Source organism: Yoonia maritima, assembly GCF_043641945.1.
GTDB classification, from domain to species: Bacteria; Pseudomonadota; Alphaproteobacteria; order Rhodobacterales; family Rhodobacteraceae; genus Yoonia; species Yoonia maritima_B.
The window spans coordinates 160,626-181,991 of record NZ_JBHZRX010000002.1; the positions used below are offsets into that span (position 1 = coordinate 160,626).

Genomic DNA, 21,366 nt, shown 5'->3' on the forward strand with positions numbered 1-21,366 from the left:
CTGTCTGCGTTGTGCATACAGTATCCTAGTGACGCGCCACGCAAAGCACGACGGGGCGTCACTGTTTCATGATTTTTTCGAGCGCTTCTTCTTCGTCTTGGCTTAGCGGCTCTGCTGCGATGTTCCTACGGCGAATGGTCGTTATCCCAACCCAAAGCGCAAGCAGCAGCATCAAAGGCGCGGCCAACCATAGGATCAGGTTGGCACCGCTCGCATCAGGACGCAGCAGAACATATTCCCCATAGCGGCTAACCATGTAGGTGACAGCCTCTTCGTCGGTATCACCAGCGACCAGCCGTTCACGCAGAACGATCCGTAGTTCTTGCGCAAGGGTCGCATTCGATTCATCGATGGTTTCATTCTGACAAACCGGGCAACGCAGCCCTTGCGACAATTCACGCGCGCGCTCCTCTAGTGCGGGGTCATCCAGCATTTCTGAGGGTTCAACCGCAAACACAGGTGCCGCAAGAATACATAAGATCAGGATCAAACGTTTCATTCTGCGGGCACCATGTTTGTTTTCTTTGCAGATGCCGCACCAACACGTAGCCGGCGGTCAGACAAGGAAACGAAACCACCAAGCGCCATTAACAGCGCCCCACCCCAAATCCAGTTCGCGAATGGTTTGACGTAAACGCGTACCGCATAGCCACCATCCACCTGCGGATCACCGATAACGACGTAGATATCGCGCAGGATACCATTCCGAATTGCTGCTTCGGTCGTGGGCATTTTAGCAACCGGATAGAAACGCTTTTCTGGTGTTAACACGGTTAGCTGCTTGTCCCCGCGCCAGACTCCCATGTCTGCCATCGTGGTCACATAGTTCGGCCCTTCGACGCGGCGCACATCATCAAGCGTGAAGCTGAACTGCCCAACGTCCCAACGGTCACCGATTTCGGTCACGCGAATGTCTTCGATTTCCCACGCCATCATTGCAGCGATACCAAAGATCGTGACACCCATGCCCATATGCGCAAATGCTTTGCCCCAGTCTGCGCGCGGCAAACGCCGCATTCGGCCAAGGCGATCCATCCAACCGCCACGACCACTACGCATCCAAAGATCGGCTAGTGCACCACCGACGACCCAAACGCCAAGTGCAACGCCAATTGGCCCCATCGCGGAACGACCACTTTGAACAGCATAGGCAAGCAAGCCCAGTGCAATCGCCAAAACGAACCAAGGTAGCAACGGTTTTGTAGCACGAGACAGGCTGCCCCGCTTCCAAGCGAGGATTGACCCAATCGGCAACACCAACGCGAGCCCGACCATAAAGGGCGTAAACGCGGCCTCAAAGAATGGGGGGCCGACGGATAGCGTGCGACCGAACAGCATCTCCGCGACAAGCGGCCAGATTGTTCCGATGAAGACAACAAAGCAGCTAACGGCTAGCAAGACATTGTTCAGCACCAGCGCGCTTTCGCGACTTACCGCTGAAAACACACCTTTGGATTCCATCGAACCCGCACGCACAGCAAACAGGGTAAGTGCCCCGCCTAGGAAAACAGCCAGAATAATCAGAATTAGCACGCCACGCGCCGGGTCGTTTGCAAATGCATGGACCGATGTCAGCACGCCAGACCGCACAATGAACGTCCCTAGCAAAGAAAACCCGAATGCCAGAATGGCGAGCAAGATTGTCCAGCTTTTCAACGCTTCGCGCTTCTCCACCACGATGGCAGAATGCAGCAATGCCGCTGAAATAAGCCAAGGCATAAATGATGCGTTTTCAACCGGGTCCCAGAACCAAAAACCGCCCCAGCCCAATTCGTAATAGGCCCACCAAGACCCCAAAGCGATTCCAAGCGTCAGGAATACCCAAGCCGCCAGCGTCCATGGGCGCACCCAGCGCCCCCATGCGGCATCAACTTTGCCTTCGATAAGTGCAGCGATTGCAAAGGAAAACGCCATGCTTAGCCCCACATACCCGAGGTAAAGAAACGGCGGATGGAACGCGAGGCCGGGATCTTGGAGCAGCGGGTTCAGGTCGCGTCCGTTCAGCGGTGGCACAGCCAGTCGCAAAAACGGATTAGAGGTGAACAGGATAAACGCAAAGAACGCGACGGCAATCGAGGCCTGTACCGCCAGCACGCGAGCCCGCAGCCGGTCAGGAAGGTTACCGCCGAAAACCGCAGCACTGGCACCAAACAGCGTCAGGATCAGTTGCCACAAGAGCATAGAGCCTTCGTGGTTCCCCCAAACGCCGCTGATCTTATAGATCATCGGTTTGTCAGTGTGCGAGTTCGCGTAGACTAGTTGCAGTGAAAAGTCTGATGTCACAAAGGCCCACGTCAGCGCACCGAACGAAAGCGCCACAAGCAGGAACTGCGTGATGGCCGCAGGTTCAGCGACCGCCATCCATGCGGGGTTGTTGCGATGCGCGCCAACCATCGGGATTATCATCTGAACAATGGCGATGCCAAACGCCAGAATCAGTGCGAAATGTCCAAGTTCTGTAATCATAACAGATGTCATAACCGAAATATGGCAATGACAACATGCCAAGGATGTCAAATCACCGATACATTTTGACGCGACTTCATTCAGATCCGAAAACCGCCCTGTAACGCATAGGTCAGCGCCCCCATTAAAAAGCCGCCAATCATCAGACGAACAAGCCACTTCAAAGTGTCTTCAATGGCGCCCAACCGGTCGGCGACATTTTCGCGGTGGACCTCATCCACTGCGTTACGTGTTTCAAGCGCGGTGATACGGCGCGCAACCTCATCAAACCAATCCCTATCCATTCTCGGCCAACCAATCCCGTAGTGCTGGATTTTCGACCTCGGCTATGGGCTTTCGCCGGGACTCTGAGACAGCCATAGTTGCCGCAATAGAACGTTGAAATTCTTGACCTTTCACTTGATGCCTTGCGCCAAAATAGAAACTAACAATCGCTGTCATCAACCACCAAAGCGGTTCAGGAACGAGCGCGAGCCCCTCCATCCCACGGCTGAATTCTTCGGGGTTCACCATTGCTCCCACGAACAGCCAGATTGTACCTAGCGCCAAAAATGGGCGCGGCAATCGGTTCAACCCGTCGACAAAGCGATCAAACAGACCGCGTCGCGGATGGATAAACTCTGCTGCGAACTGCTGCAAACTTTCCGATCGCGCGTTCGCAACACGCACAGCGCGCCCTTCCGCGTTTTCACGAAATACTTCTGCTGTCTCAGACACGACATTGCGACCGTCACTAAATAGGAACGTCATCAAACCTGCGATCAAACCCATTGTGCGGTCCTTTCACAATGTTGCGCCTCGGTCAGATGATAACGCTCGCTGATGAATTCCTCGGCGCGGGTAATCCACCCGCCCTTACCACCATCACGCCGCCGCGCGTATTTACGGCTGGCTGGACGACGACCAGCAAGGTCGTAATAGTAATTTCGACGCGCTATCCCGTAGGCATCGACCAAATGATCGGGTGCTGCCTCTATCGCGCGGCTCGTCGCCAGTATCGTCTGAGGGCCGATGACCCCGTCTACAGAAACCTCGATACGCATATCGTTCAAAAGGCGCTGCAGTATCCGCACAGCGTTCGCACCTGCATTCACATACATATCAAACACTGACGCCTGAATTGCTTCAGGCAGCTTGTCGATCTTGGGTGCGCGAAAGTAATGCTCGACGAAAATTGACACCGCGTGGGTACGGGTTAGCACACGAACGTCAGCCTCTGTGACTTGATCGTCGCCAGTCAAATCTATCCCAAGCCTGCGCAGGGTATGCACGGTGACACCGTATTTGGTCGCCCCGCCGGGGTCATCCGCATCGTTCACATAGCCGCCTTCGCGGGCGACAATATCGGTGGCAATTTCGGTAATGCTTTGCATCGGCAGCCCTCATGTCTGTGCGACACAAAGGCTGCGCTAGATAAGTTAATTCGTTACCGCAGTACCGTCCGGTGCAACATACGTGCCCTGTTCTTTCAGCGCATCAAGCACTTCTTTTGGCATGTATGTTTCGTCATGTTTTGCAAGAATTTCAACAGCTTCAAAGCGGCCATTAATGTAATTACCCTGCGCAACCATCCCCTGACCTTCGTCAAAAAGATCAGGCAAGATGCCAGAATACGCAACATTGATTGATGCGCCGCCGTCAGTGACAGCAAATGTGATTTCTTGGCCCTGACCGCGGACCAGTGTGCCCACCTCGACCAGCCCGCCAATGCGGAAACGCTCATTTGGTGCGGGTGGTGCGGCGACCACCTCGCTTGGTGATCGGAAGTATTGGAAACTGTCATCAGGCAAGAACCACAAGGCTGTCAAAATCGCCGCGACACAGGCACCGGCAATGCCGATGACCTGAACGCGACGACGCTTTTTGAGGCTCTTTAACCCACTCATGGAAACACCGGTGCCAACATCAAACCTTCGGTCTCTGGCAGCCCCAACATCAGGTTCGCGTTTTGCAGCGCCTGCCCCGACGACCCTTTGGTCAGGTTGTCCAAAGCGGCAATCACGATGGCACGGCCGGGAATACGATCAGCAACAACGCCGATATGGCAAAAGTTCGACGCACGAATGTGTTTGATCGACGGGTGCTGCCCCATTGGGAGCATCACGATAAACGGCTCGTCCGCATAGGCGGCAGCCAGCGTGTCATAGATAACCTGCGGATCGCCCTGCACATATGTCGTCGCCAAGATGCCCCGGTTCGCAGGGATCAGGTGCGGCGTGAATTGGATATTCACCGGGCGACCAGCAATAGCGCTGAACTCTTGATCAAACTCACCCAAATGGCGATGGGTGCCGCCAACCGCATAGGCATGCGCCCCTTCGGACAGTTCGGCGTGCAGCAGGTTTTCTTTCAGGCTACGCCCTGCGCCCGACACTGCGGCCATCAGGTTCAGCACGATCTGGTCGAGGTCAATCACACCCGCCGCGATCAACGGACGCAATGCGTATTGCCCAGTGGCAGCGTTACACCCTGTGCCCGCAACCAAGCGCGCGTTCTTGATGTCATCGCGGTAGAATTCAGTCAGGCCATAGACGGCTTCTTTTTGCATTTCCAATGCCGCGTGCGGTTTACCGTACCATTTTTCATAGGCGGCCGGATCACGCAGCCGGAAATCGGCAGATAGGTCCACGATTTTCAGATGTGTTGGTAGTTTTGAAATCACGGCTTGTGATGTGGCATGCGGCAAGGCACAAAACACAAGATCCACGCCATCAAATGACATTTCTTCGATTGTCGTCAGCACAGGCAAGTCGAGATGGCGCAGATGCGGAAACACATCGGCCATCGCCATGCCGGCTTTGGAGTTACCAGAAAGCCCGACGATATTCAGGCTTGGATGAGTAGCAATCAACCGGACAAGCTCTGCCCCGGTGTAGCCAGAAGCGCCAAGAATGGCGACATTGTAAGTCATAGTGTTATCCCTTTGGGACTATATTTAGGTACGATCAGGCTGCAGTAAAGGTGATCTGTCGTCGCAGGAACTGCGTCGCACGTGCCGATACCTTTTTCGGGTCGCCAGTCGTCAGGAATGCCGCATCTGTACCCGGCCCCACCATTTCAGGGCGACGGGTCAAATAATCGGCAAGGCTGTCGGCAACCAAGTTGGCCTGACTAAATACTTTAACATCCGGACCAAGCGCCGCCTGAAATTCTGCTTCCATCAACGGATAATGGGTACATCCCAAGATCGCCGCATCTGGCGACGGCATCTTACGCATCAGCGCATCGACGTGGGACCGCACCAATGCATCGGCAAGTATCATGTCACCGTCTTCGATCGCATCAACGACGCCGCCACAGGCTTGGGCCTCTACATCGACACCAATTGCACGGAATGCCAGTTCACGCTGAAATGCGCGGCTTGCCACGGTTGCTGGGGTTGCGAATAGCGCGACATGCTTCGCAGCAACTTCTCGTGGTGGCGAATTATCGCCCCACTGGCGTTCAGTCAGCGCCTCAATCATCGGCACGAATACACCCAATACACGCTTGTCTTTAGGCACCCAGCCTTCTTGCATCCGGCGCAATGCAGCGGCAGAGGCCGTATTGCACGCCAGAATGACCAAATCACAACCGGCATCAAACAAGCGCGTCGTCGCGGCCGTTGTCAGGTTGTAGATATCATCTGGGGTCCGCACGCCATAAGGCGCATGCGCACTATCACCCAAATAAACAAGAGGAACATCGGGCAACCGCTTTGCAACAGCATCAAGTACTGTCAGCCCACCTAGCCCACTATCGAAAATCCCGACGGCCATCACGCACCTTGTATTTTGCCTCAAATTCATGCCCCAAACGACTTGAGTCTATAGGGCTTGGGCTAAGGTCATACGTGGCTTTACGCAGGAAATCCATGCATCCTTTGGGGTCTTTTTTATACGCCAACAGCGTGTCCGGAGATATGGGATCGCCGATGACCACGCGAACGGGCTTATTCACGCGGGTTTTGAACTCTCTGATCAAAAGCCCCATGCGCAAATTGTTGTGAATATGGCTAGCCAATTGGAACAGACGGCTATTACCCCCTTCAAAGAAAATCGGAACGACCGTCGCGCCTGATTTTGCGATCATCTTGGCGGTGAACGTCCGCCAGCCCGGATCCATAGGTGCAGAAAAAGGGGTCGCAGCGGTGGATACGGTACCGCCCGGAAATACGCCAATTGCGCCGCCTTCGGACAAATAACGCACGGCTTCGGCGCGGGTGGCCAAATTCAGCTTAGCCGCTTCTTTTGTCTCATCGAACGAGATCGGTAAGATCACACGCTCTAGGTCGGGAGACCGACGAAACACGCGATGCGCCAGGACCCGAAAGTCTCCATCACGGCGCTGCGACATGATCCGCCCCAGCATCAGACCATCCAAGATCCCATAGGGATGATTGGCGACGACGATGACCGGCCCGGTCGCAGGAATGTTTTCAATCGACCCCGAAATTACATTAAGATCTAGCCCGTAACGCGTTGTTATAACTTCCCAAAAATCTTGCCCAGACGCGACATCCAGATCATAGCCTCGTGCTTTGCGGATAAGCTGCAAGCGGCCCGTCGCGTTTTCCATGGCACGGACCAGAGCACGGCTACCGCGTCCCTTTACTGAGGTCGCATAGGATATGTCGCGTGCGACTTCGCGTTCTTTTTTCGCCATTTACTCGGGCCTGATCAAACTCGTTCCGCTCAGATTACCATATTCAGGCAACAAGCAAATGACATTTCCAATCATTCGGCGGCATCTTGAATGGGCGGCGCGTGCAAGACGGCAAGCAATTCTTGTCGCCGCGCTTGCGCCTTTTGAATGCTCGCCTCTTTGACCGGGCCAAAGCCTCGTATTTCTTGCGGCAGATTTGCCAGCGCAATCGCGGCATCACGTGTGTCAGTACGGATCACACGCTGTACATCGTTCATATCGTCAACGAATTGCCTGATAAGTGCGCGCTCTTGTTTGCGCTCGGATGAATAGCCAAACGGATCAAATGGCGTCCCGCGCAAGAATTTCATCCGCGCCAACTGCGGCATCAATCGCCCGATCCACTGACCGAACGCGCGTTTTTGGGGCCGACCATCGTGCCCCTTACGCGCCAACAGTGGCGGAGCCAAATGATAGGTAAGCTTAAGGTCCCCATCGAATTCAGCCTCGGCCTTGACCTTTGTGTCGGATAGCATCCGAGCAACTTCATATTCATCCTTATATACCAATAACTTATGGTAGGATATCGCCACGGCACGGCGCATAGGCTCGTCCTGAAACTGATCCACAAACTGGCGATACCGCCGTGCGAGCCGCTTACCTTGGTAGGTCGTCAGCGCCACCTCGCGGAATGCGATCTGATCCTCCAAGGAACGCGGCATTGAAACCACATTGGGTGTAATCACCGCATCTGCCTCAGCAGGATGCAGATAGGCCCAGCGCCCGATTTCAAATGCTCGTAAATTTTGATCGACAGCTGCGCCATTTAGCGTGATCGCTTGCGTAATTGCCGCGTACGAAAGCGGGATCGCCCCCATTTGCCAAGCCGCGCCAAAGATCATCATGTTTGAGAAAATACTATCTCCCAGCAACGCCTTGCCCAGCGCAGAGGCGTCGAACATGTTAAGCTTGTCGTGCAATCTTGCCTCTAGCGCGACGCGCAGTTGGTCAGTTGGCAATTTGAACGTCGTGTCACGTGTAAAGTCGCCAGTGATGATCTCGTGACTATTGACGACACCCATCGTACGGCCTGATTTCATCAGCCCAAGCGTCTTGGCACCAGCACTAACCACCAGATCGCCACCAATCAACGTACCGCATTCCCCCGTCGCAACGCGGATCGCGTTAATATCAGCGGGCGCATCGGCAATCCGACAATGAATGTGCACAGCACCACCCTTTTGGGCAAGCCCCGCCATTTCCATCATACCGACACCTTTGCCATCAAGATGTGCGGCCATAGCCATAACTGCACCAATCGTGACGACACCTGTACCGCCCACGCCAGTGATGACGACGTTATGGGTGCCATCAATTGTTGGTAGCTCTGGTTCTGGCATATCCGGCAGATCCACATTCGTCGTGGCATTTTTCCGAATTTTCGCACCTTCAATAGTGACGAAGGATGGGCAGAAACCGTTTACGCAGGAAAAGTCTTTGTTGCAGCTAGACTGATCAATGGCCCGTTTACGCCCCAGCTCGGTTTCAACAGGAACGATGGAAACGCAATTCGATTGCACACCACAATCGCCACAGCCTTCGCAGATATCAGTATTGATGAAGACACGCTTATCTGGGTCAGGGAATTGCCCCCGTTTGCGCCGTCTTCGTTTTTCGGCAGCGCAAGTCTGCACGTAGACGATGGCCGACACGCCCTTATGCTGACGATAGGTATCTTGTACCTGTGGCAGCTCATCACGTTGATGCACATCCAGACCTTTTGGGAACTGTGCCAGATCGATATCTTGGTTCGGATCATAGACAAGGGCCACATGCGCAACCCCCATCGCAAGCAATTCACGACATATTTGTTCTGCGGTCAGTCCACCGTCATTCCCCTGTCCGCCGGTCATCGCGACAGCGTCGTTATACAGGATCTTATAGGTGATATTGGTCCCGGCCATCAGTGCAAAGCGGATCGCCTGAACGCCGGAATGGTTATAGGTGCCATCCCCCAGATTTTGGAACACGTGGTCGCGGGTAGAAAACGGGGCCTCACCGATCCAGTTAGCACCTTCCCCCCCCATATGGGTAAAGCCCACCGTGTCGCGATCCATCCATTGCACCATGTAATGGCATCCGATCCCGGCATAGGCGCGACTTCCCTTGGGAACCTTGGTGGAAGTGTTATGTGGACAGCCAGAACAGAAATACGGCAAACGCGCGGCGATCTCAGAGGAGTTATCCGCACGCCGGGCAGCATCAAGCATCTCTAGCCCGGCAAGCACACCATCAGTGGCGCATCCTTCCTCGGCGAGTATCCCGCCAACCTTTTCAGCGATCCATATAGGGTCAAGCGCCGCCTTTGTCGGGAATACCTCTTCACGACGACCAGCGGAATGCTCATCCCCTTTATGCCAACCATACACACGCCGCCCATGACGATCGTCAAACAGGGCCTCTTTAACCTGCACCTCGATCAACTTGCGTTTTTCCTCAACGACGACGATCAGATCAAGCCCTTCGGCCCAATCATGAAAGCTAGCCATATCTAGCGGCCATACCTGTCCGATCTTATACGTCGTGATCCCAATCGCTTCGGCGGTCTGCTCATCAATGTTGAGCAATGCCATAGCATGCTGCAAATCCAGCCAGTTCTTGCCCGCAGCAACAAAACCGATGCGCGCACCGGGTTTCCCCCATTTGCGTTGATCCATCTTATTGGCTCGTGAAAACGCCTCAGCAGCAAAGCGGCGATGGTCGATCACCCGGGCCTCTTGTAACTGCGGCGTATCAACAAGGCGGATATTCAGCCCATCTTCTGGAAGGTCCAAATCAGGAGTCGCGAAATCCAGCCTATGCGGATCACCATCTATGACAGATGTAACCTCAATCGTGTCCTTCATGGTCTTCAGGCCAACCCAAAGCCCCGAGTAACGCGACAATGCATAAGCATAGAGCCCGTAATCAATGACCTCTTGGACACCCGCAGGTGAAACAATGGGCATATACGCGTCAACCATTGCCCAATCAGATTGGTGCAACGTGGTAGAGCTCTCTCCCGTATGGTCATCCCCCATAGCCATGACAACGCCACCATATGGGGACGTGCCAGCCATATTGGCGTGGCGCATCGCATCGCCTGAACGGTCAACACCCGGCCCTTTGCCATACCATAGACCAAAGACACCGTCGTATTTGCCTTCGCCGCGCAGTTCAGCCTGCTGTGTGCCCCATAGGGCCGTCACAGCAAGATCTTCGTTCAAACCGGGCTGAAAAGTGACCTGCGCATCCCTAAGGGACTTACCCGCACGTTCCATCTGCATATCTACAGCGCCCAAGGGCGAACCACGGTAGCCAGTGACATAACCGGCTGTGTTTAACCCCGCCCGTTCATCACGCGCACGCTGCATGAGCATCAATCGAACAAGCGCTTGGGTGCCATTCAGCAGCACCTGCGTCTTGGTCAAATCATATCGGTCATTCAAAGATGCCTTCTGATTGGTCATTCCGCACCTCCCCTGCGCATGAAACCGCTCAAATTCAGCATAGGTCAAAAATGCTGACCTACAAAGAACAAATTATTACGCTAACAGGTTTGCAACCGTTTAGTGCAATAGCGTACAAACGACGATGAACCGCCAATAACAATAAACACAGTGGGCTAATATGGACTGGGACAAACTACGAATTTTCCACGCGGTTGCTGACGCAGGGTCGCTTACCCATGCTGGCGACACGCTTCACCTGTCCCAGTCTGCCGTGAGTCGACAAATCAGAGCGCTCGAAGAATCGCTTAACACCACGCTATTCCACCGCCACGCCCGCGGCTTGATTCTGACCGAGCAAGGGGAACTGCTGTTCGATGCAACTAAGTCGATGAACAAACGGCTAGAGGCAGCAGCCGCACGGATCAAAGACAGCGAAGAAGAAGTATTTGGCGAACTACGCGTCACGACGACAACGGGGTTTGGTACGCTGTGGCTCGCGCCACGCTTGCCCAAGCTATATGAAAAGTACCCCGATTTGAAAATCGATCTAATGCTCGAAGAGCGCGTGCTTGACCTTCCAATGCGTGAAGCCGACGTGGCGATCCGTATGAAAGAACCATCGCAAGCCGATCTAATCCGCAAACGGCTGATGTCCGTGCGTATGCGCCTATACGCATCCGAGGAATACATCGCCAAACACGGCATGATTAATGACGTAGAAGACATCACCAACCACCGGCTGATCTGCCAAAGCCTGAATTCAACCCAAGTCAGTGCTGGCGCTACACTTGTGCAGCACCTAATGACATACGACGTTCACAGCCTTTTCACCGTGAACAACTATTTTGGAGTTCTCCAGGGCGTGGTGAACAACCTTGGGGTCGGCGTATTGCCGGACTACCTGATCGAAGACTTCCCTCATATGGTCAGAATTCTGCCTGATCTTGAAAGCGGCGAAGTGCCTGTGTTCCTCGCCTACCCCGAAGAACTGCGCCAATCCAAACGCATCAGCGCCTTCCGCGATTTTGTCCAAGAGGAAATCTTCGCTCACCGCCGCAAATTGCGTGAAGCAGGCGAAGGCCCGGCTGAATAGTTTCCAGCGCGGCCATGACCACGACGGGATCACTCCGGCATTTGGGTGAACGAACGCGAGCACTTCTATATCGGCACCTTGCCGTCGAACGACGATAGGGCAAGCCTTTTCAGCCATATTCATTCCAACCTCCCTGCCAGAGCGGGCCCACATTGACGAAAATGGCAACACGGTAAGCAACCCAGCGGACAAGCTTAGAGATACAATTTTGTGCGCCTCGCAAACGACCCATGCACATAGCGCATAGCGGAATTGCGTATTAATTTAGTATTTTTCCTTGAATGCTGAAAATATGAACCCTATCTCGATCCGTGAAGGCGAAGATGCTTATACGCTCATCGCTTTCACCTCCCTGTTGGACTTCGCCGGGCCTTGCGCCCGGCATTTTTTTTGCCCAGTGCAAACATCCGCGAACGCGACAACGCCCCGCGATGATCGTGCAAACTAATATCAACCGCGAACCAACCTAACAAATGACTATTTATTGACCCTTCCAACCAGCGCAACAAGGCCGTAAAAGGCCGCAACGCTGCTTGGGAGACGACCATGACCGAACCAAAGATCACCGATGAACTGATCGCTTCACACGGGCTATCGCCTGATGAGTACGAGCGCATCCTAGAGATCATCGGACGCGAGCCAACCTTCACAGAGCTCGGCATCTTTTCGGCCATGTGGAACGAGCACTGTTCTTACAAGTCTTCCAAGAAATGGCTACGTACCCTGCCAACCGAAGGTCCACAGGTTATTTGCGGCCCCGGTGAAAACGCGGGTATCGTTGATATCGGTGACGGTCAGGCCGTGGTTTTCAAGATGGAAAGCCACAACCACCCATCATACATCGAACCCTACCAAGGCGCCGCCACTGGCGTTGGCGGCATCCTGCGTGATGTCTTTACTATGGGTGCCCGCCCCATCGCTGCGATGAACTCGTTGTCGTTCGGTCAGCCTGATCACCCAAAGACACGCCAGTTGGTAAACGGCGTCGTTGCTGGTGTTGGTGGCTATGGCAACTGCTTTGGCGTTCCGACTGTCGGCGGCGAAGTACGCTTTGACCCTGCCTACAATGGCAACTGCCTTGTGAACGCATTTGCAGCTGGCTTGGCTGATACCGACAAGATTTTCTATTCCGCCGCTTCCGGCGTCGGAATGCCGGTTGTCTACCTTGGCGCAAAAACTGGTCGTGACGGCGTTGGCGGCGCGACAATGGCGTCTGCCGAATTCGACGACACAATCGAAGAAAAGCGGCCAACCGTACAGGTTGGTGACCCGTTCACTGAAAAACGCCTGATGGAAGCGACGCTGGAACTGATGGCAACCGGCGCTGTGATCTCGATCCAAGATATGGGCGCGGCTGGCCTGACATGTTCAGCCGTTGAAATGGGTGACAAAGGTGGGCTTGGTGTCACGCTACACCTTGAGAACGTTCCCCAGCGCGAAGAAAACATGACCGCCTATGAGATGATGTTGTCAGAATCTCAGGAACGTATGTTAATGGTTCTCAAGCCAGAGCTTGAAGCCGAAGCACGTGCTGTATTCGAAAAATGGGACCTCGATTTCGCAATCGTCGGTGAAACCATCGCCGAAGACCGGTTCATTATTTTGCACAACGGTGAAGTAAAAGCCGACCTGCCGCTGGCCACATTGTCTGGTTCTGCACCAGAATATGACCGCCCATGGGTCCCGACTCCAGCAGCCGAACCTTTGACTGATGTTCCCGGTGTTCTGCCAATCGATGGCCTAAAGGCCCTGATTAGCAGCCCGAACTACGCAGGCAAGCAGTGGGTTTATGAGCAATACGACCAGCAAGTCATGGGCGATACTGCACGCACACCCGGCGCAGGCTCAGGCATCGTGCGCGTCCACGGCACCGATAAATCGCTGGCCTTCACCAGCGACGTGACACCGCGCTACGTCAAAGCCAACCCTGTTGAAGGCGGCAAACAAGCCGTTGCCGAAGCATACCGCAACCTAACGGCTGTTGGCGCGACACCGCTTGCGACAACCGACAACATGAACTTTGGGAACCCAGAAAAGCCAGAAATCATGGGCCAATTCGTTGGCGCAATCCAAGGGATCGGCGAAGCAGTCAAAGCTTTGGATATGCCAATCGTATCCGGCAACGTGTCGCTCTACAACGAAACAGACGGCAAAGGGATCCTGCCAACCCCAACCATCGGTGCTGTCGGGATCATCCGCAACACAGCAGACATGATCAACGGACATATCCGCGAAGGTCACGTGCTGTTGCTTGTCGGTGAAACGGCCGGTCACCTCGGTCAGTCCGCCCTACTCGCCGAAGTGTACGGCCGTGTAGAAGGCGATGCACCGCATGTCGATCTGGCCGCAGAAAAGCGCAACGGCGACTTTATCCGTGCGAACCACGAAATGATCGCAGCCTGTACCGACCTAAGCGACGGCGGCCTTGCACTGGCGGCGTTTGAGCTGGCTGAAGCAGCGGGCGTTGGTGTCAGCATTGATGCCGAAGACACACCGACGCTATTTGGCGAAGACCAAGCGCGCTATCTGATTGGCTGTAACTTCGACATGGCCGAAGCACTGATGATCGCAGCATCTGAGGCGGGCGTTCCATTGACTATGGTTGGCAAAGTCGGGGGCGAAACGATCAGCTTTGGCCAATACGAGGCACCGCTTAGCGAACTTGCGCATACATTCAGAACATCCTTCGCCGACGCTGTCGCGTAAAAATTCTGATACCGCTAAAACTATTCAGCCGGGCGTGGCCTCTTGCCGCCCCGGTTTTGCGTGCCTAGATTATAGGTAACCGACCAAAGGACTTCTTATGCCGATCACAGCCAACGAAATCGAAACAATCCTTCGCGAGAAATTCCCGAATGCGTCCATCATTGTGCAAGGCGATGACGGTGCACATTTCGCGGCTGAGGTCATCGACGAAAGCTTTCGCGGCATGAATCGTATTCAACAGCAGCGCTCTGTAAATGCGGCGCTAAAAGAAAAGATCGACAGCGGAGAACTGCACGCGCTTGGGCTGACGACAAAGGCGCCGGAATAGGAAAGCAACGATGATCTGGGCTGCCTTATTCTACATGCTGGTAGCCTTGGCTCTCTTGGTAGCTGTCCCCTTCGCGATGATAGGGAAACGCAAGAAAAAGCAATACGACCCTCAGGAAGACTGGGAAAGACGCGTCATAGCCTTTCGTCAGACATCCAAGAGAAATACCGTAATGAAAAAGCCTCGTGCCACTTTTGGTGCGGCAAGGCATCGCCCCAAACGTTCAAACGACGACAGGACCTAAAAAATGACCGCAGAAACCAAAATCAAAGAAACCGTCACGAACAACAATGTCGTTCTGTTCATGAAGGGTACAAAATCTATGCCGCAGTGCGGGTTTTCATCGCGCGTTGCAGGCGTTTTGAACTTTATGGGCGTCGATTTTGCCGACGTTAACGTTCTGGCTGATGACGAAATTCGCCAAGGCATCAAAGACTATTCCGACTGGCCAACAATCCCTCAGCTTTACGTCAAAGGTGAATTCATCGGCGGTTGCGACATCATTACCGAAATGACCCTATCTGGCGAATTGGACACATTGTTCGCAGAAAACGGTGTAGCCTTCGACAAAGACGCCGCAGACAAAATCCGCGAAGCTAACGCTTAATGGAATATGAGGGTGCAACCCTTTTACGGTTTTTTCTAATCGGCGGCCTTTGCTACGCCGCCTTTTTTCTAGGCCGATCAATATTGCGCTCAATCCAACGCCTAGGATCAAGCGATCCTAGGATTGGAACCGAAGCAATCGACTATGTGGCGCTGAACCGTGAACGTCGGATGAGCGCTGTACGCGGCAACATGTTTGCCATGGGTGAACCCCAAAGTGGCCGAGATGACATCGACGCGACGTTTCCCCGTCATATAGATCCCCCCGAGCAAAAATATCCTGAGGGCTATGACGAAAAAGGAAGCGCGACGAACCTTGTACAAGGCATCGTGCGCGTGAACACAATCGTCGTTTTCATGCGGCGTATCGATGAATTCGATGGAACTAGCATTGATACAAAAATGCGCGAAATGCTGGACGCGACGGGCATACCCTATAAGGCAGTCGACGTCAGCAGAGACCCTACGATGCATCTGGCCTTCCCAGAAGACGGATCAGAAATTGCTTTGCCCGTGCTTTATGCGCACGGGCAAAAGATTGGGACATTTACAGAAGTAGATCAGCTATTCCGGAGCGGCTCCCTGAAAGGTGCCCTCGAGAAACCGCTTTAGCCCTGCCCGTCCACTTGATCGGCCAAAGCTTCAGCACGCGCTGCGATTTCCGCCAATGCTTCGGTAACGGACGCTGGTACAACGGGAACTTCTATCCGTTCCGGGGTTGGTGCAGGCTGCGACCGCAGGTTTTTCAGCTCTTTGCGAAGTGCTTCGACCTCAGTCTGTGCCTTAGAAAGCTTACTATCCATACCAACTGTCTTATCAGCCAACATTAAACCGGCCATAAGAAGCATACGCGCCTCTGGCATACGGCCCATTTGGTCAGCAAGATGGGACGCTTCGCTATCTAGCAACGCGGCGGCAGATTGCAGGAACTGTTCTTCGCCCGCCTGACACGCCACTTCAAAGCTGCGGCCCCCAATCGAAATCTCAACCTGCGGCATGGGATGCCTCCTCGACCAGTGGTTTTAGTTCAGACAAGATCGCATCGATCTCGGTTGCCTCGGCGCTACGTTGATCTTGCAAGGCTTGCAGCTCTGCCGCGACAGCTTCGTTGACCAACTCTGGCGACAAACCTTTGGTAACGGCGTCGCGCAGCTTAGTGTTCATTTCGCGCATTTGGGCATTTGACGCACGCAATGTTTGAAGCTGTGCATCATAGGCGGCAAGCTGCGCACGCTGCTTCTCAACACGCTCTGTCAGGCTCGCGACTTGGGTATCTTGGCGTTCTTTTAATGCCCGCACCCGTTCGACCAATTCAGCATTCGCCGCCCGCTCGCTTTGTAGCGCCGCATGCAGGGCAGGATCTGAATCGCCGCCCCCTTGGGCTTCGATCCCGCGTCGAATCCGGTCTAATGCCGTCGTAATGCGGCCCTCTAACGTACTAATATCACTCATCCGCTCGTCCTTTTCGGCCCAAACTCACCCTCGGCCTACATGCGCCGAGGCGTGCGCCCGCCATTGTGTTGATATGATCCAACCGACGCTGAATTTTTCATCCAGTCTTTCGATGTCGTGCCGAATCGTGCCTCTTGCCATTCAGACTATGCGATACGGCATGTCGCGGCAAATCACAGCAGCCTTGAAAATTGAATAGCTTAACCGTCGCGCTTGATCTTAGGGGTCACCCTGATATGACGCTGACAAGCAAGACATTCACCTTTGGAATAGGACGTGACCACCTTGGATATTAAAGCCCTGCGTACAGCCCACCCTGAACACTGGAACAAAGCTGCTGCTATTCGCACACTGACGCTCGATGCTGTCGCTGCTGCGAACTCTGGCCACTCTGGCATGCCTATGGGCATGGCCGACGTTGCCACCGTATTATTTGAAAAGCACCTTAAGTTCGACCCAAAGGCCCCTGCTTGGCCCGACCGCGACCGTTTCATCCTGTCTGCTGGCCACGGCTCTATGCTGCTTTATTCGCTGATGTACCTGACAGGCTACGAAGACATCACGCTTGATCAAATCAAGGACTTCCGCCAATGGGGCGCGAAAACCGCAGGTCACCCTGAATTCGGCCACGCACGTGGGATTGAAACAACCACTGGTCCGCTAGGCCAAGGTATCGCCAACTCTGTTGGTTTCGCGATTGCTGAGGAAATCCAGCGCGCAACTTGGGGCAAAAAGATCATTGATCACAACACTTATGTGATTGCTGGTGACGGTTGCCTGATGGAAGGCGTCAGCCAAGAGGCTATCGGTCTGGCTGGTATGCAAAAGCTAAGCCACCTTGTTGTCCTGTTTGACGACAACAACATTACCATCGACGGTACCGTTGATATGGCTGACATCACAGACCAACCTGCCCGCTTTGCGGCATCTGGCTGGCATGTTCAGTCAATTGATGGCCATGATCCAGAAGCAATTGATGTGGCAATCACAGCTGCCAAGGCTGACCCACGCCCATCTATGATCGCATGCAAAACCCACATCGCTTTGGGTCACGCGGCACAAGATACGTCTAAAGGTCACGGCGCACTTACTAACGCTGACCAATTGAAAGCCACCAAAGAGCTTTACGGCGCACCTTTGGGTGACTTCGAAGTCGCTGCTGACGTCAAAGCCCAGTGGGAAGCCATCGGCGCACGCGGTGCAGAAACCCGCGCAGCTTGGGAAGAACGCTTTGCGACCCTTTCCGGTACGAAGCAAGCCGAGTTCAACCGCGCCTACGCTGGCGAAGCACCGAAAAAGCTGTCAGCCACAATCCGTGCGCTGAAAAAGCAAGTCAGCGAAGACCAACCAAAAGTAGCGACACGCAAGTCGTCAGAACTGACACTGCAAGCTGTTAACCCGATCATGAATGAGACTATCGGCGGCTCTGCTGACTTGACGGGTTCAAACAACACGCTGACTGCGGACATGGGTATCTTCAACCCAGAGAACCGCAAAGGTCGCTACATTTACTACGGTGTGCGCGAACACGGTATGGCGGCGGCAATGAACGGCATGGCGCTGCATGGCGGCGCACGCCCTTACGGCGGTACATTCATGTGCTTTACTGACTATGCACGCGGCGCAATGCGCCTGTCAGCGCTGATGGGTATTCCGACAACCTATGTCATGACGCACGACAGCATCGGTCTTGGCGAAGATGGCCCAACCCACCAGCCGGTTGAACACCTTGCCATGATGCGCGCGACGCCAAACACCCACGTATTCCGCCCTGCGGATACCGTGGAAACGGCCGAAAGCTGGGAAATGGCCCTGACATCGACAAGCACACCTTCTGTGCTGTGCCTGTCACGTCAGAACCTGCCGACTGTCCGGACCGAGCACAAAACCAAGAACCTGACCGCCCAAGGCGCGTATGTTCTGGCCGAAGCAACCGGCAAGCGTCAAGCGATCTTGATGGCGACTGGGTCCGAAGTCGAAGTCGCACTTGCGGCACGCGAACTTCTAGAAGCTGAAGGCATCGGTACACGTGTCGTTTCAATGCCATGCTGGGAACTGTTCGAAGCCCAAGACGAATCCTACCGCAAGCGCGTCTTGCCTGCTGGCCCAGTGCGCGTGGCTATCGAAGCAGGCGTGCGCCTAGGTTGGGACAAATGGCTGATGGGCGAACGTGGCAACAACAAAAAGGCAGGCTTTGTTGGCATGCCTGGCTTTGGTGCCTCTGCCCCAGCAGAACGTCTGTTCGAAGAGTTCGGCATTACTGCCAAAGACACAGCTGATCTGGTTAAATCCCTAATCAAATAAGCTATCACCGCTCAGCCGAGGATTACCTTGGCTGAGCGGTACTTTGCTGATTATCCCGGCATTACCTTGCGCCAAATAGGTGCAATGATCTTGGTTCCCACGGGGATCAGCACGATCCCGAGCGCAAGACCAAACACCCCATCCATTCCGGCAGTTGCGAACCACTTAGTGGTAGCTTGGAACGATGCGGGCACTTGATGCGCTGCGATCTCTGCGCAGTCATGGATTTGATGGCCTAGCCACGAAAACCCTATTTCCTCTAGCCCGTGGACGATGATCGACCCGCCGACCCAAAGCATCGCAGCCGTACCAACCCACGTCAGAACCAATAGAAAAACCGGCATACCGTGAACGAGACCACGCCCCATAGCGCGGGTCGCGCCCAACCGGCCCTTACTTGCCATGGCTAGCCCAACGTCATCAGCTTTGACGATCAACGCAACTGCACCATAGACCAGCGCGGTAATCCCAAATGCGACAACAACTAATGTGCCCGCTTGCATCCAAATGCTTGGGCTATCAATCGCTGCCAGCGCAATCGTCATGATTTCAGCTGACAGAATGAAGTCTGTCTTGATGGCGCCTTGGACTTTTTCTTCTTCCAAATGCGCAGGATCGCCTACATCTTCATAACCGTCGTGGTGCGACGAAAACGCATGGGTGATCTTTTCAGCACCTTCAAAGCACAGATACCCCCCGCCCAACATCAACAGCAGTGGAATAAGCCAAGGCGCGAACGCTGACAGCAAAAGCCCCGCTGGCAGCAAAAACACCAGCTTGTTCTTAATCGACCCAAATGCAATGCGGCCAACGATTGGCAGCTCACGATCCGCAGAAAACCCGTGCACATATTTTGGGGTTACTGCGGCATCATCAATCACTGCGCCAGCGGCTTGCGCCCCTGCCTTTGTCGCCTGCCCGATCACATCATCAACCGATGCCGCCGCCACTTTGGCAATGGCCGCCACATCGTCCAGCAACGCAAGTAATCCGCTCATGTTCCGCCCCTAAGTTTGATTCGTCAGTCAATGTAGCGCAACCGCGCGATGCGCCAAGCCCTATACGTTAGCGAAAACAGTTAGCGCAACCATTAAAAGTTAACGCTAACATGTTGATTATATGACCTTTTTTCCTTTTCCAAACCCCATTCATTGCCTATGGAACCTTAACACCGCGATATGGAGCAAGAGCATGACAGTCACCATCGGTATCAATGGATTTGGGCGGATCGGCCGCTGTACGCTCGCGCATATCGCCGAAGCCGCGCGCAATGATGTTCAGGTTGTCAAAATCAATGCGACTGGCCCGATCGAGACAAATGCCCACCTTCTAAAATACGATAGCGTCCACGGTCGTTTCGGCAGCCCGATCAAGGTTGACGGGAATACACTTGATCTCGGACGTGGCCCGATTGACGTTATGTCGACGTACAATCCCGAAGAGCTTGATTGGTCAGGCGTCGATGTCGTTTTGGAATGCACTGGTAAATTCAACGACGGCGAAAAATCAAATATCCACTTAGAGCGCGGCGCAAAAAAGGTTCTGATTTCGGCACCGGCAACGAATGTTGACCGCACCGTCGTATATGGTGTGAACCACCGCGACCTATTGGCCAGCGAACGGATGGTATCGAACGGGTCGTGTACGACAAACTGTTTGGCTCCACTCGCCAAAGTCCTAAATGATGCCATCGGAATTGAACGCGGCATCATGACCACGATCCACAGCTACACTGGTGACCAACCCACTCTCGACCGCCGGCACAGCGATCTTTACCGCGCGCGCGCCGCAGCCATGGCAATGATCCCGACATCAACTGGTGCCGCCAAAGCATTGGGCGAAGTCCTACCAGAGCTGTCAGGCAAGCTAGACGGCACCGCAATGCGCGTCCCTACCCCCAACGTAAGCGCCGTAGACCTGACGTTTGAAGCTGGTAAATCCGTTTCAGTCGAAGACGTGAACGCAATCGTCGCGGAGGCCGCGAATGGTTACATGGGCATGGTCATGTCCTACGACGACGAAGCCAAAGTCAGCATCGACTTTAATCACACCACCCATAGCAGTATCTTTGCACCGGACCAAACAAAGGTCGTCGGCGGCAAAACTGTGCGCGTACTGGCATGGTACGACAACGAATGGGGCTTCTCGTCACGCATGGCTGATGTCGCCGCGACGATGGGACGTTTGAACTAAAGCGTTCACCTTTTCGAAACTTAAAATACGATAACACCTGTCTAGGCATCGGCTTTCCCGATCTTAACCTGAAACCAACTTTACGTTTCAGGCTCAAGCAAGCT

General features: G+C 54.2%; 21 protein-coding genes. 8 read left to right on the forward strand and 13 right to left on the reverse strand.

What is annotated here, in order from left to right; genetic code table 11:
* Positions 1–58: 58 nt before the first annotated feature.
* The 10 genes from ACHUEV_RS04360 to ACHUEV_RS04405 all read right to left on the reverse strand — a co-directional run bounded on the left by ACHUEV_RS04360 (position 59) and on the right by ACHUEV_RS04405 (position 10,598).
* A complete protein-coding gene (locus ACHUEV_RS04360; RefSeq protein WP_394177842.1) occupies positions 59–499 on the reverse strand; it encodes a cytochrome c-type biogenesis protein in 441 nt (146 codons plus the stop codon).
* Entirely contained in the window at positions 496–2,466 is a 1,971-nt protein-coding gene (locus ACHUEV_RS04365; protein WP_394177844.1) for a heme lyase CcmF/NrfE family subunit, read from the reverse strand. Before ACHUEV_RS04365 ends, ACHUEV_RS04360 begins: the two co-directional genes overlap by 4 nt.
* 80 nt (positions 2,467–2,546) lie before the next feature.
* Entirely contained in the window at positions 2,547–2,750 is a 204-nt protein-coding gene (locus ACHUEV_RS04370; protein ID WP_394177845.1) for a pseudouridine synthase, read from the reverse strand.
* Positions 2,743–3,237, reverse strand: coding sequence for a holin family protein (locus tag ACHUEV_RS04375; RefSeq protein ID WP_394177846.1), 495 nt, complete (start codon positions 3,235–3,237; stop codon positions 2,743–2,745). The genes ACHUEV_RS04370 and ACHUEV_RS04375 overlap by 8 nt, the downstream gene beginning before the upstream one ends.
* The gene (locus ACHUEV_RS04380; protein WP_394177847.1) at positions 3,228–3,839 is read right to left on the reverse strand and encodes a holin-associated N-acetylmuramidase; all 612 of its coding nucleotides are present in this window, start codon (positions 3,837–3,839) and stop codon (positions 3,228–3,230) included. Before ACHUEV_RS04380 ends, ACHUEV_RS04375 begins: the two co-directional genes overlap by 10 nt.
* 45 nt (positions 3,840–3,884) lie before the next feature.
* Entirely contained in the window at positions 3,885–4,352 is a 468-nt protein-coding gene (ccmE, locus tag ACHUEV_RS04385) for a cytochrome c maturation protein CcmE (protein ID WP_394177848.1), read from the reverse strand.
* Positions 4,349–5,377, reverse strand: coding sequence for an N-acetyl-gamma-glutamyl-phosphate reductase (gene argC / locus ACHUEV_RS04390; protein WP_394177849.1), 1,029 nt, complete (start codon positions 5,375–5,377; stop codon positions 4,349–4,351). The genes ccmE and argC overlap by 4 nt, the downstream gene beginning before the upstream one ends.
* A gap of 34 nt (positions 5,378–5,411) precedes the next feature.
* Complete coding sequence (locus ACHUEV_RS04395) at positions 5,412–6,224, reverse strand: glutamate racemase (protein WP_394177850.1); 813 nt, start codon at positions 6,222–6,224, stop codon at positions 5,412–5,414.
* Positions 6,202–7,110: a lysophospholipid acyltransferase family protein gene (locus ACHUEV_RS04400; protein WP_394177851.1), complete on the reverse strand. Its 909-nt coding sequence runs from the start codon at positions 7,108–7,110 to the stop codon at positions 6,202–6,204. Before ACHUEV_RS04400 ends, ACHUEV_RS04395 begins: the two co-directional genes overlap by 23 nt.
* Before the next feature lie 71 nt (positions 7,111–7,181).
* A complete protein-coding gene (locus tag ACHUEV_RS04405) occupies positions 7,182–10,598 on the reverse strand; it encodes an indolepyruvate ferredoxin oxidoreductase family protein (protein WP_394177852.1) in 3,417 nt (1,138 codons plus the stop codon).
* Positions 10,599–10,758: 160 nt separating this feature from the next.
* On the opposite strand from ACHUEV_RS04405, the gene ACHUEV_RS04410 reads away from it, so the two are divergent.
* The 6 genes from ACHUEV_RS04410 (at position 10,759) to ACHUEV_RS04435 (ending at position 15,925) form a co-directional block, all read left to right on the forward strand.
* Entirely contained in the window at positions 10,759–11,673 is a 915-nt protein-coding gene (locus ACHUEV_RS04410; protein WP_394177853.1) for a LysR family transcriptional regulator, read from the forward strand.
* Positions 11,674–12,219: 546 nt separating this feature from the next.
* A complete protein-coding gene (gene purL, locus ACHUEV_RS04415) occupies positions 12,220–14,379 on the forward strand; it encodes a phosphoribosylformylglycinamidine synthase subunit PurL (protein ID WP_394177854.1) in 2,160 nt (719 codons plus the stop codon).
* A 97-nt stretch (positions 14,380–14,476) separates the two neighbouring features.
* A complete protein-coding gene (locus tag ACHUEV_RS04420; protein ID WP_394177855.1) occupies positions 14,477–14,707 on the forward strand; it encodes a BolA/IbaG family iron-sulfur metabolism protein in 231 nt (76 codons plus the stop codon).
* Positions 14,708–14,717: 10 nt separating this feature from the next.
* A complete protein-coding gene (locus tag ACHUEV_RS04425) occupies positions 14,718–14,951 on the forward strand; it encodes a hypothetical protein (protein WP_394177856.1) in 234 nt (77 codons plus the stop codon).
* Positions 14,952–14,954: 3 nt separating this feature from the next.
* A complete protein-coding gene (gene grxD, locus ACHUEV_RS04430) occupies positions 14,955–15,314 on the forward strand; it encodes a Grx4 family monothiol glutaredoxin (protein ID WP_394177857.1) in 360 nt (119 codons plus the stop codon).
* An 83-nt stretch (positions 15,315–15,397) separates the two neighbouring features.
* On the forward strand, positions 15,398–15,925 hold the full coding sequence (locus ACHUEV_RS04435; protein ID WP_394177858.1) for a hypothetical protein: 528 nt from the start codon (positions 15,398–15,400) through the stop codon (positions 15,923–15,925).
* Here the strand turns inward: ACHUEV_RS04435 and ACHUEV_RS04440 are convergent.
* Positions 15,922–16,311: a cell division protein ZapA gene (locus tag ACHUEV_RS04440; protein WP_394177859.1), complete on the reverse strand. Its 390-nt coding sequence runs from the start codon at positions 16,309–16,311 to the stop codon at positions 15,922–15,924. The genes ACHUEV_RS04435 and ACHUEV_RS04440 overlap by 4 nt on opposite strands.
* Positions 16,298–16,765: a hypothetical protein gene (locus ACHUEV_RS04445; protein ID WP_394177860.1), complete on the reverse strand. Its 468-nt coding sequence runs from the start codon at positions 16,763–16,765 to the stop codon at positions 16,298–16,300. The genes ACHUEV_RS04440 and ACHUEV_RS04445 overlap by 14 nt, the downstream gene beginning before the upstream one ends.
* A gap of 285 nt (positions 16,766–17,050) precedes the next feature.
* Here ACHUEV_RS04445 and tkt point away from each other — a divergent pair, with 285 nt between their 5' ends.
* Positions 17,051–19,069, forward strand: a complete 2,019-nt coding sequence (tkt, locus tag ACHUEV_RS04450; protein WP_394178271.1) for a transketolase — start codon at positions 17,051–17,053, stop codon at positions 19,067–19,069.
* 50 nt (positions 19,070–19,119) lie between these two features.
* On the opposite strand, the gene ACHUEV_RS04455 is transcribed toward tkt, so the two are convergent.
* Entirely contained in the window at positions 19,120–20,067 is a 948-nt protein-coding gene (locus ACHUEV_RS04455; RefSeq protein ID WP_394177861.1) for a DUF808 domain-containing protein, read from the reverse strand.
* A 193-nt stretch (positions 20,068–20,260) separates the two neighbouring features.
* Between ACHUEV_RS04455 and gap the strand changes: the two genes are divergently transcribed.
* On the forward strand, positions 20,261–21,262 hold the full coding sequence (gap, locus tag ACHUEV_RS04460; protein WP_394177862.1) for a type I glyceraldehyde-3-phosphate dehydrogenase: 1,002 nt from the start codon (positions 20,261–20,263) through the stop codon (positions 21,260–21,262).
* Positions 21,263–21,366: the final 104 nt, after the last annotated feature.

What these genes read in the sequence shown, in the direction of transcription:
- ACHUEV_RS04360 (WP_394177842.1), bottom strand. Translation starts at nt 499, where the DNA reads ATGAAACGTTTGATCCTGATCTTATGTATTCTTGCGGCACCTGTGTTT.
- ACHUEV_RS04365 (WP_394177844.1), bottom strand. Translation starts at nt 2,466, where the DNA reads ATGATTACAGAACTTGGACATTTCGCACTGATTCTGGCGTTTGGCATC.
- ACHUEV_RS04370 (WP_394177845.1), bottom strand. Translation starts at nt 2,750, where the DNA reads ATGGATAGGGATTGGTTTGATGAGGTTGCGCGCCGTATCACCGCGCTT.
- ACHUEV_RS04375 (WP_394177846.1), bottom strand. Translation starts at nt 3,237, where the DNA reads ATGGGTTTGATCGCAGGTTTGATGACGTTCCTATTTAGTGACGGTCGC.
- ACHUEV_RS04380 (WP_394177847.1), bottom strand. Translation starts at nt 3,839, where the DNA reads ATGCAAAGCATTACCGAAATTGCCACCGATATTGTCGCCCGCGAAGGC.
- ccmE (WP_394177848.1), bottom strand. Translation starts at nt 4,352, where the DNA reads ATGAGTGGGTTAAAGAGCCTCAAAAAGCGTCGTCGCGTTCAGGTCATC.
- argC (WP_394177849.1), bottom strand. Translation starts at nt 5,377, where the DNA reads ATGACTTACAATGTCGCCATTCTTGGCGCTTCTGGCTACACCGGGGCA.
- ACHUEV_RS04395 (WP_394177850.1), bottom strand. Translation starts at nt 6,224, where the DNA reads ATGGCCGTCGGGATTTTCGATAGTGGGCTAGGTGGGCTGACAGTACTT.
- ACHUEV_RS04400 (WP_394177851.1), bottom strand. Translation starts at nt 7,110, where the DNA reads ATGGCGAAAAAAGAACGCGAAGTCGCACGCGACATATCCTATGCGACC.
- ACHUEV_RS04405 (WP_394177852.1), bottom strand. Translation starts at nt 10,598, where the DNA reads ATGACCAATCAGAAGGCATCTTTGAATGACCGATATGATTTGACCAAG.
- ACHUEV_RS04410 (WP_394177853.1), top strand. Translation starts at nt 10,759, where the DNA reads ATGGACTGGGACAAACTACGAATTTTCCACGCGGTTGCTGACGCAGGG.
- purL (WP_394177854.1), top strand. Translation starts at nt 12,220, where the DNA reads ATGACCGAACCAAAGATCACCGATGAACTGATCGCTTCACACGGGCTA.
- ACHUEV_RS04420 (WP_394177855.1), top strand. Translation starts at nt 14,477, where the DNA reads ATGCCGATCACAGCCAACGAAATCGAAACAATCCTTCGCGAGAAATTC.
- ACHUEV_RS04425 (WP_394177856.1), top strand. Translation starts at nt 14,718, where the DNA reads ATGATCTGGGCTGCCTTATTCTACATGCTGGTAGCCTTGGCTCTCTTG.
- grxD (WP_394177857.1), top strand. Translation starts at nt 14,955, where the DNA reads ATGACCGCAGAAACCAAAATCAAAGAAACCGTCACGAACAACAATGTC.
- ACHUEV_RS04440 (WP_394177859.1), bottom strand. Translation starts at nt 16,311, where the DNA reads ATGCCGCAGGTTGAGATTTCGATTGGGGGCCGCAGCTTTGAAGTGGCG.
- ACHUEV_RS04445 (WP_394177860.1), bottom strand. Translation starts at nt 16,765, where the DNA reads ATGAGTGATATTAGTACGTTAGAGGGCCGCATTACGACGGCATTAGAC.
- ACHUEV_RS04455 (WP_394177861.1), bottom strand. Translation starts at nt 20,067, where the DNA reads ATGAGCGGATTACTTGCGTTGCTGGACGATGTGGCGGCCATTGCCAAA.
- gap (WP_394177862.1), top strand. Translation starts at nt 20,261, where the DNA reads ATGACAGTCACCATCGGTATCAATGGATTTGGGCGGATCGGCCGCTGT.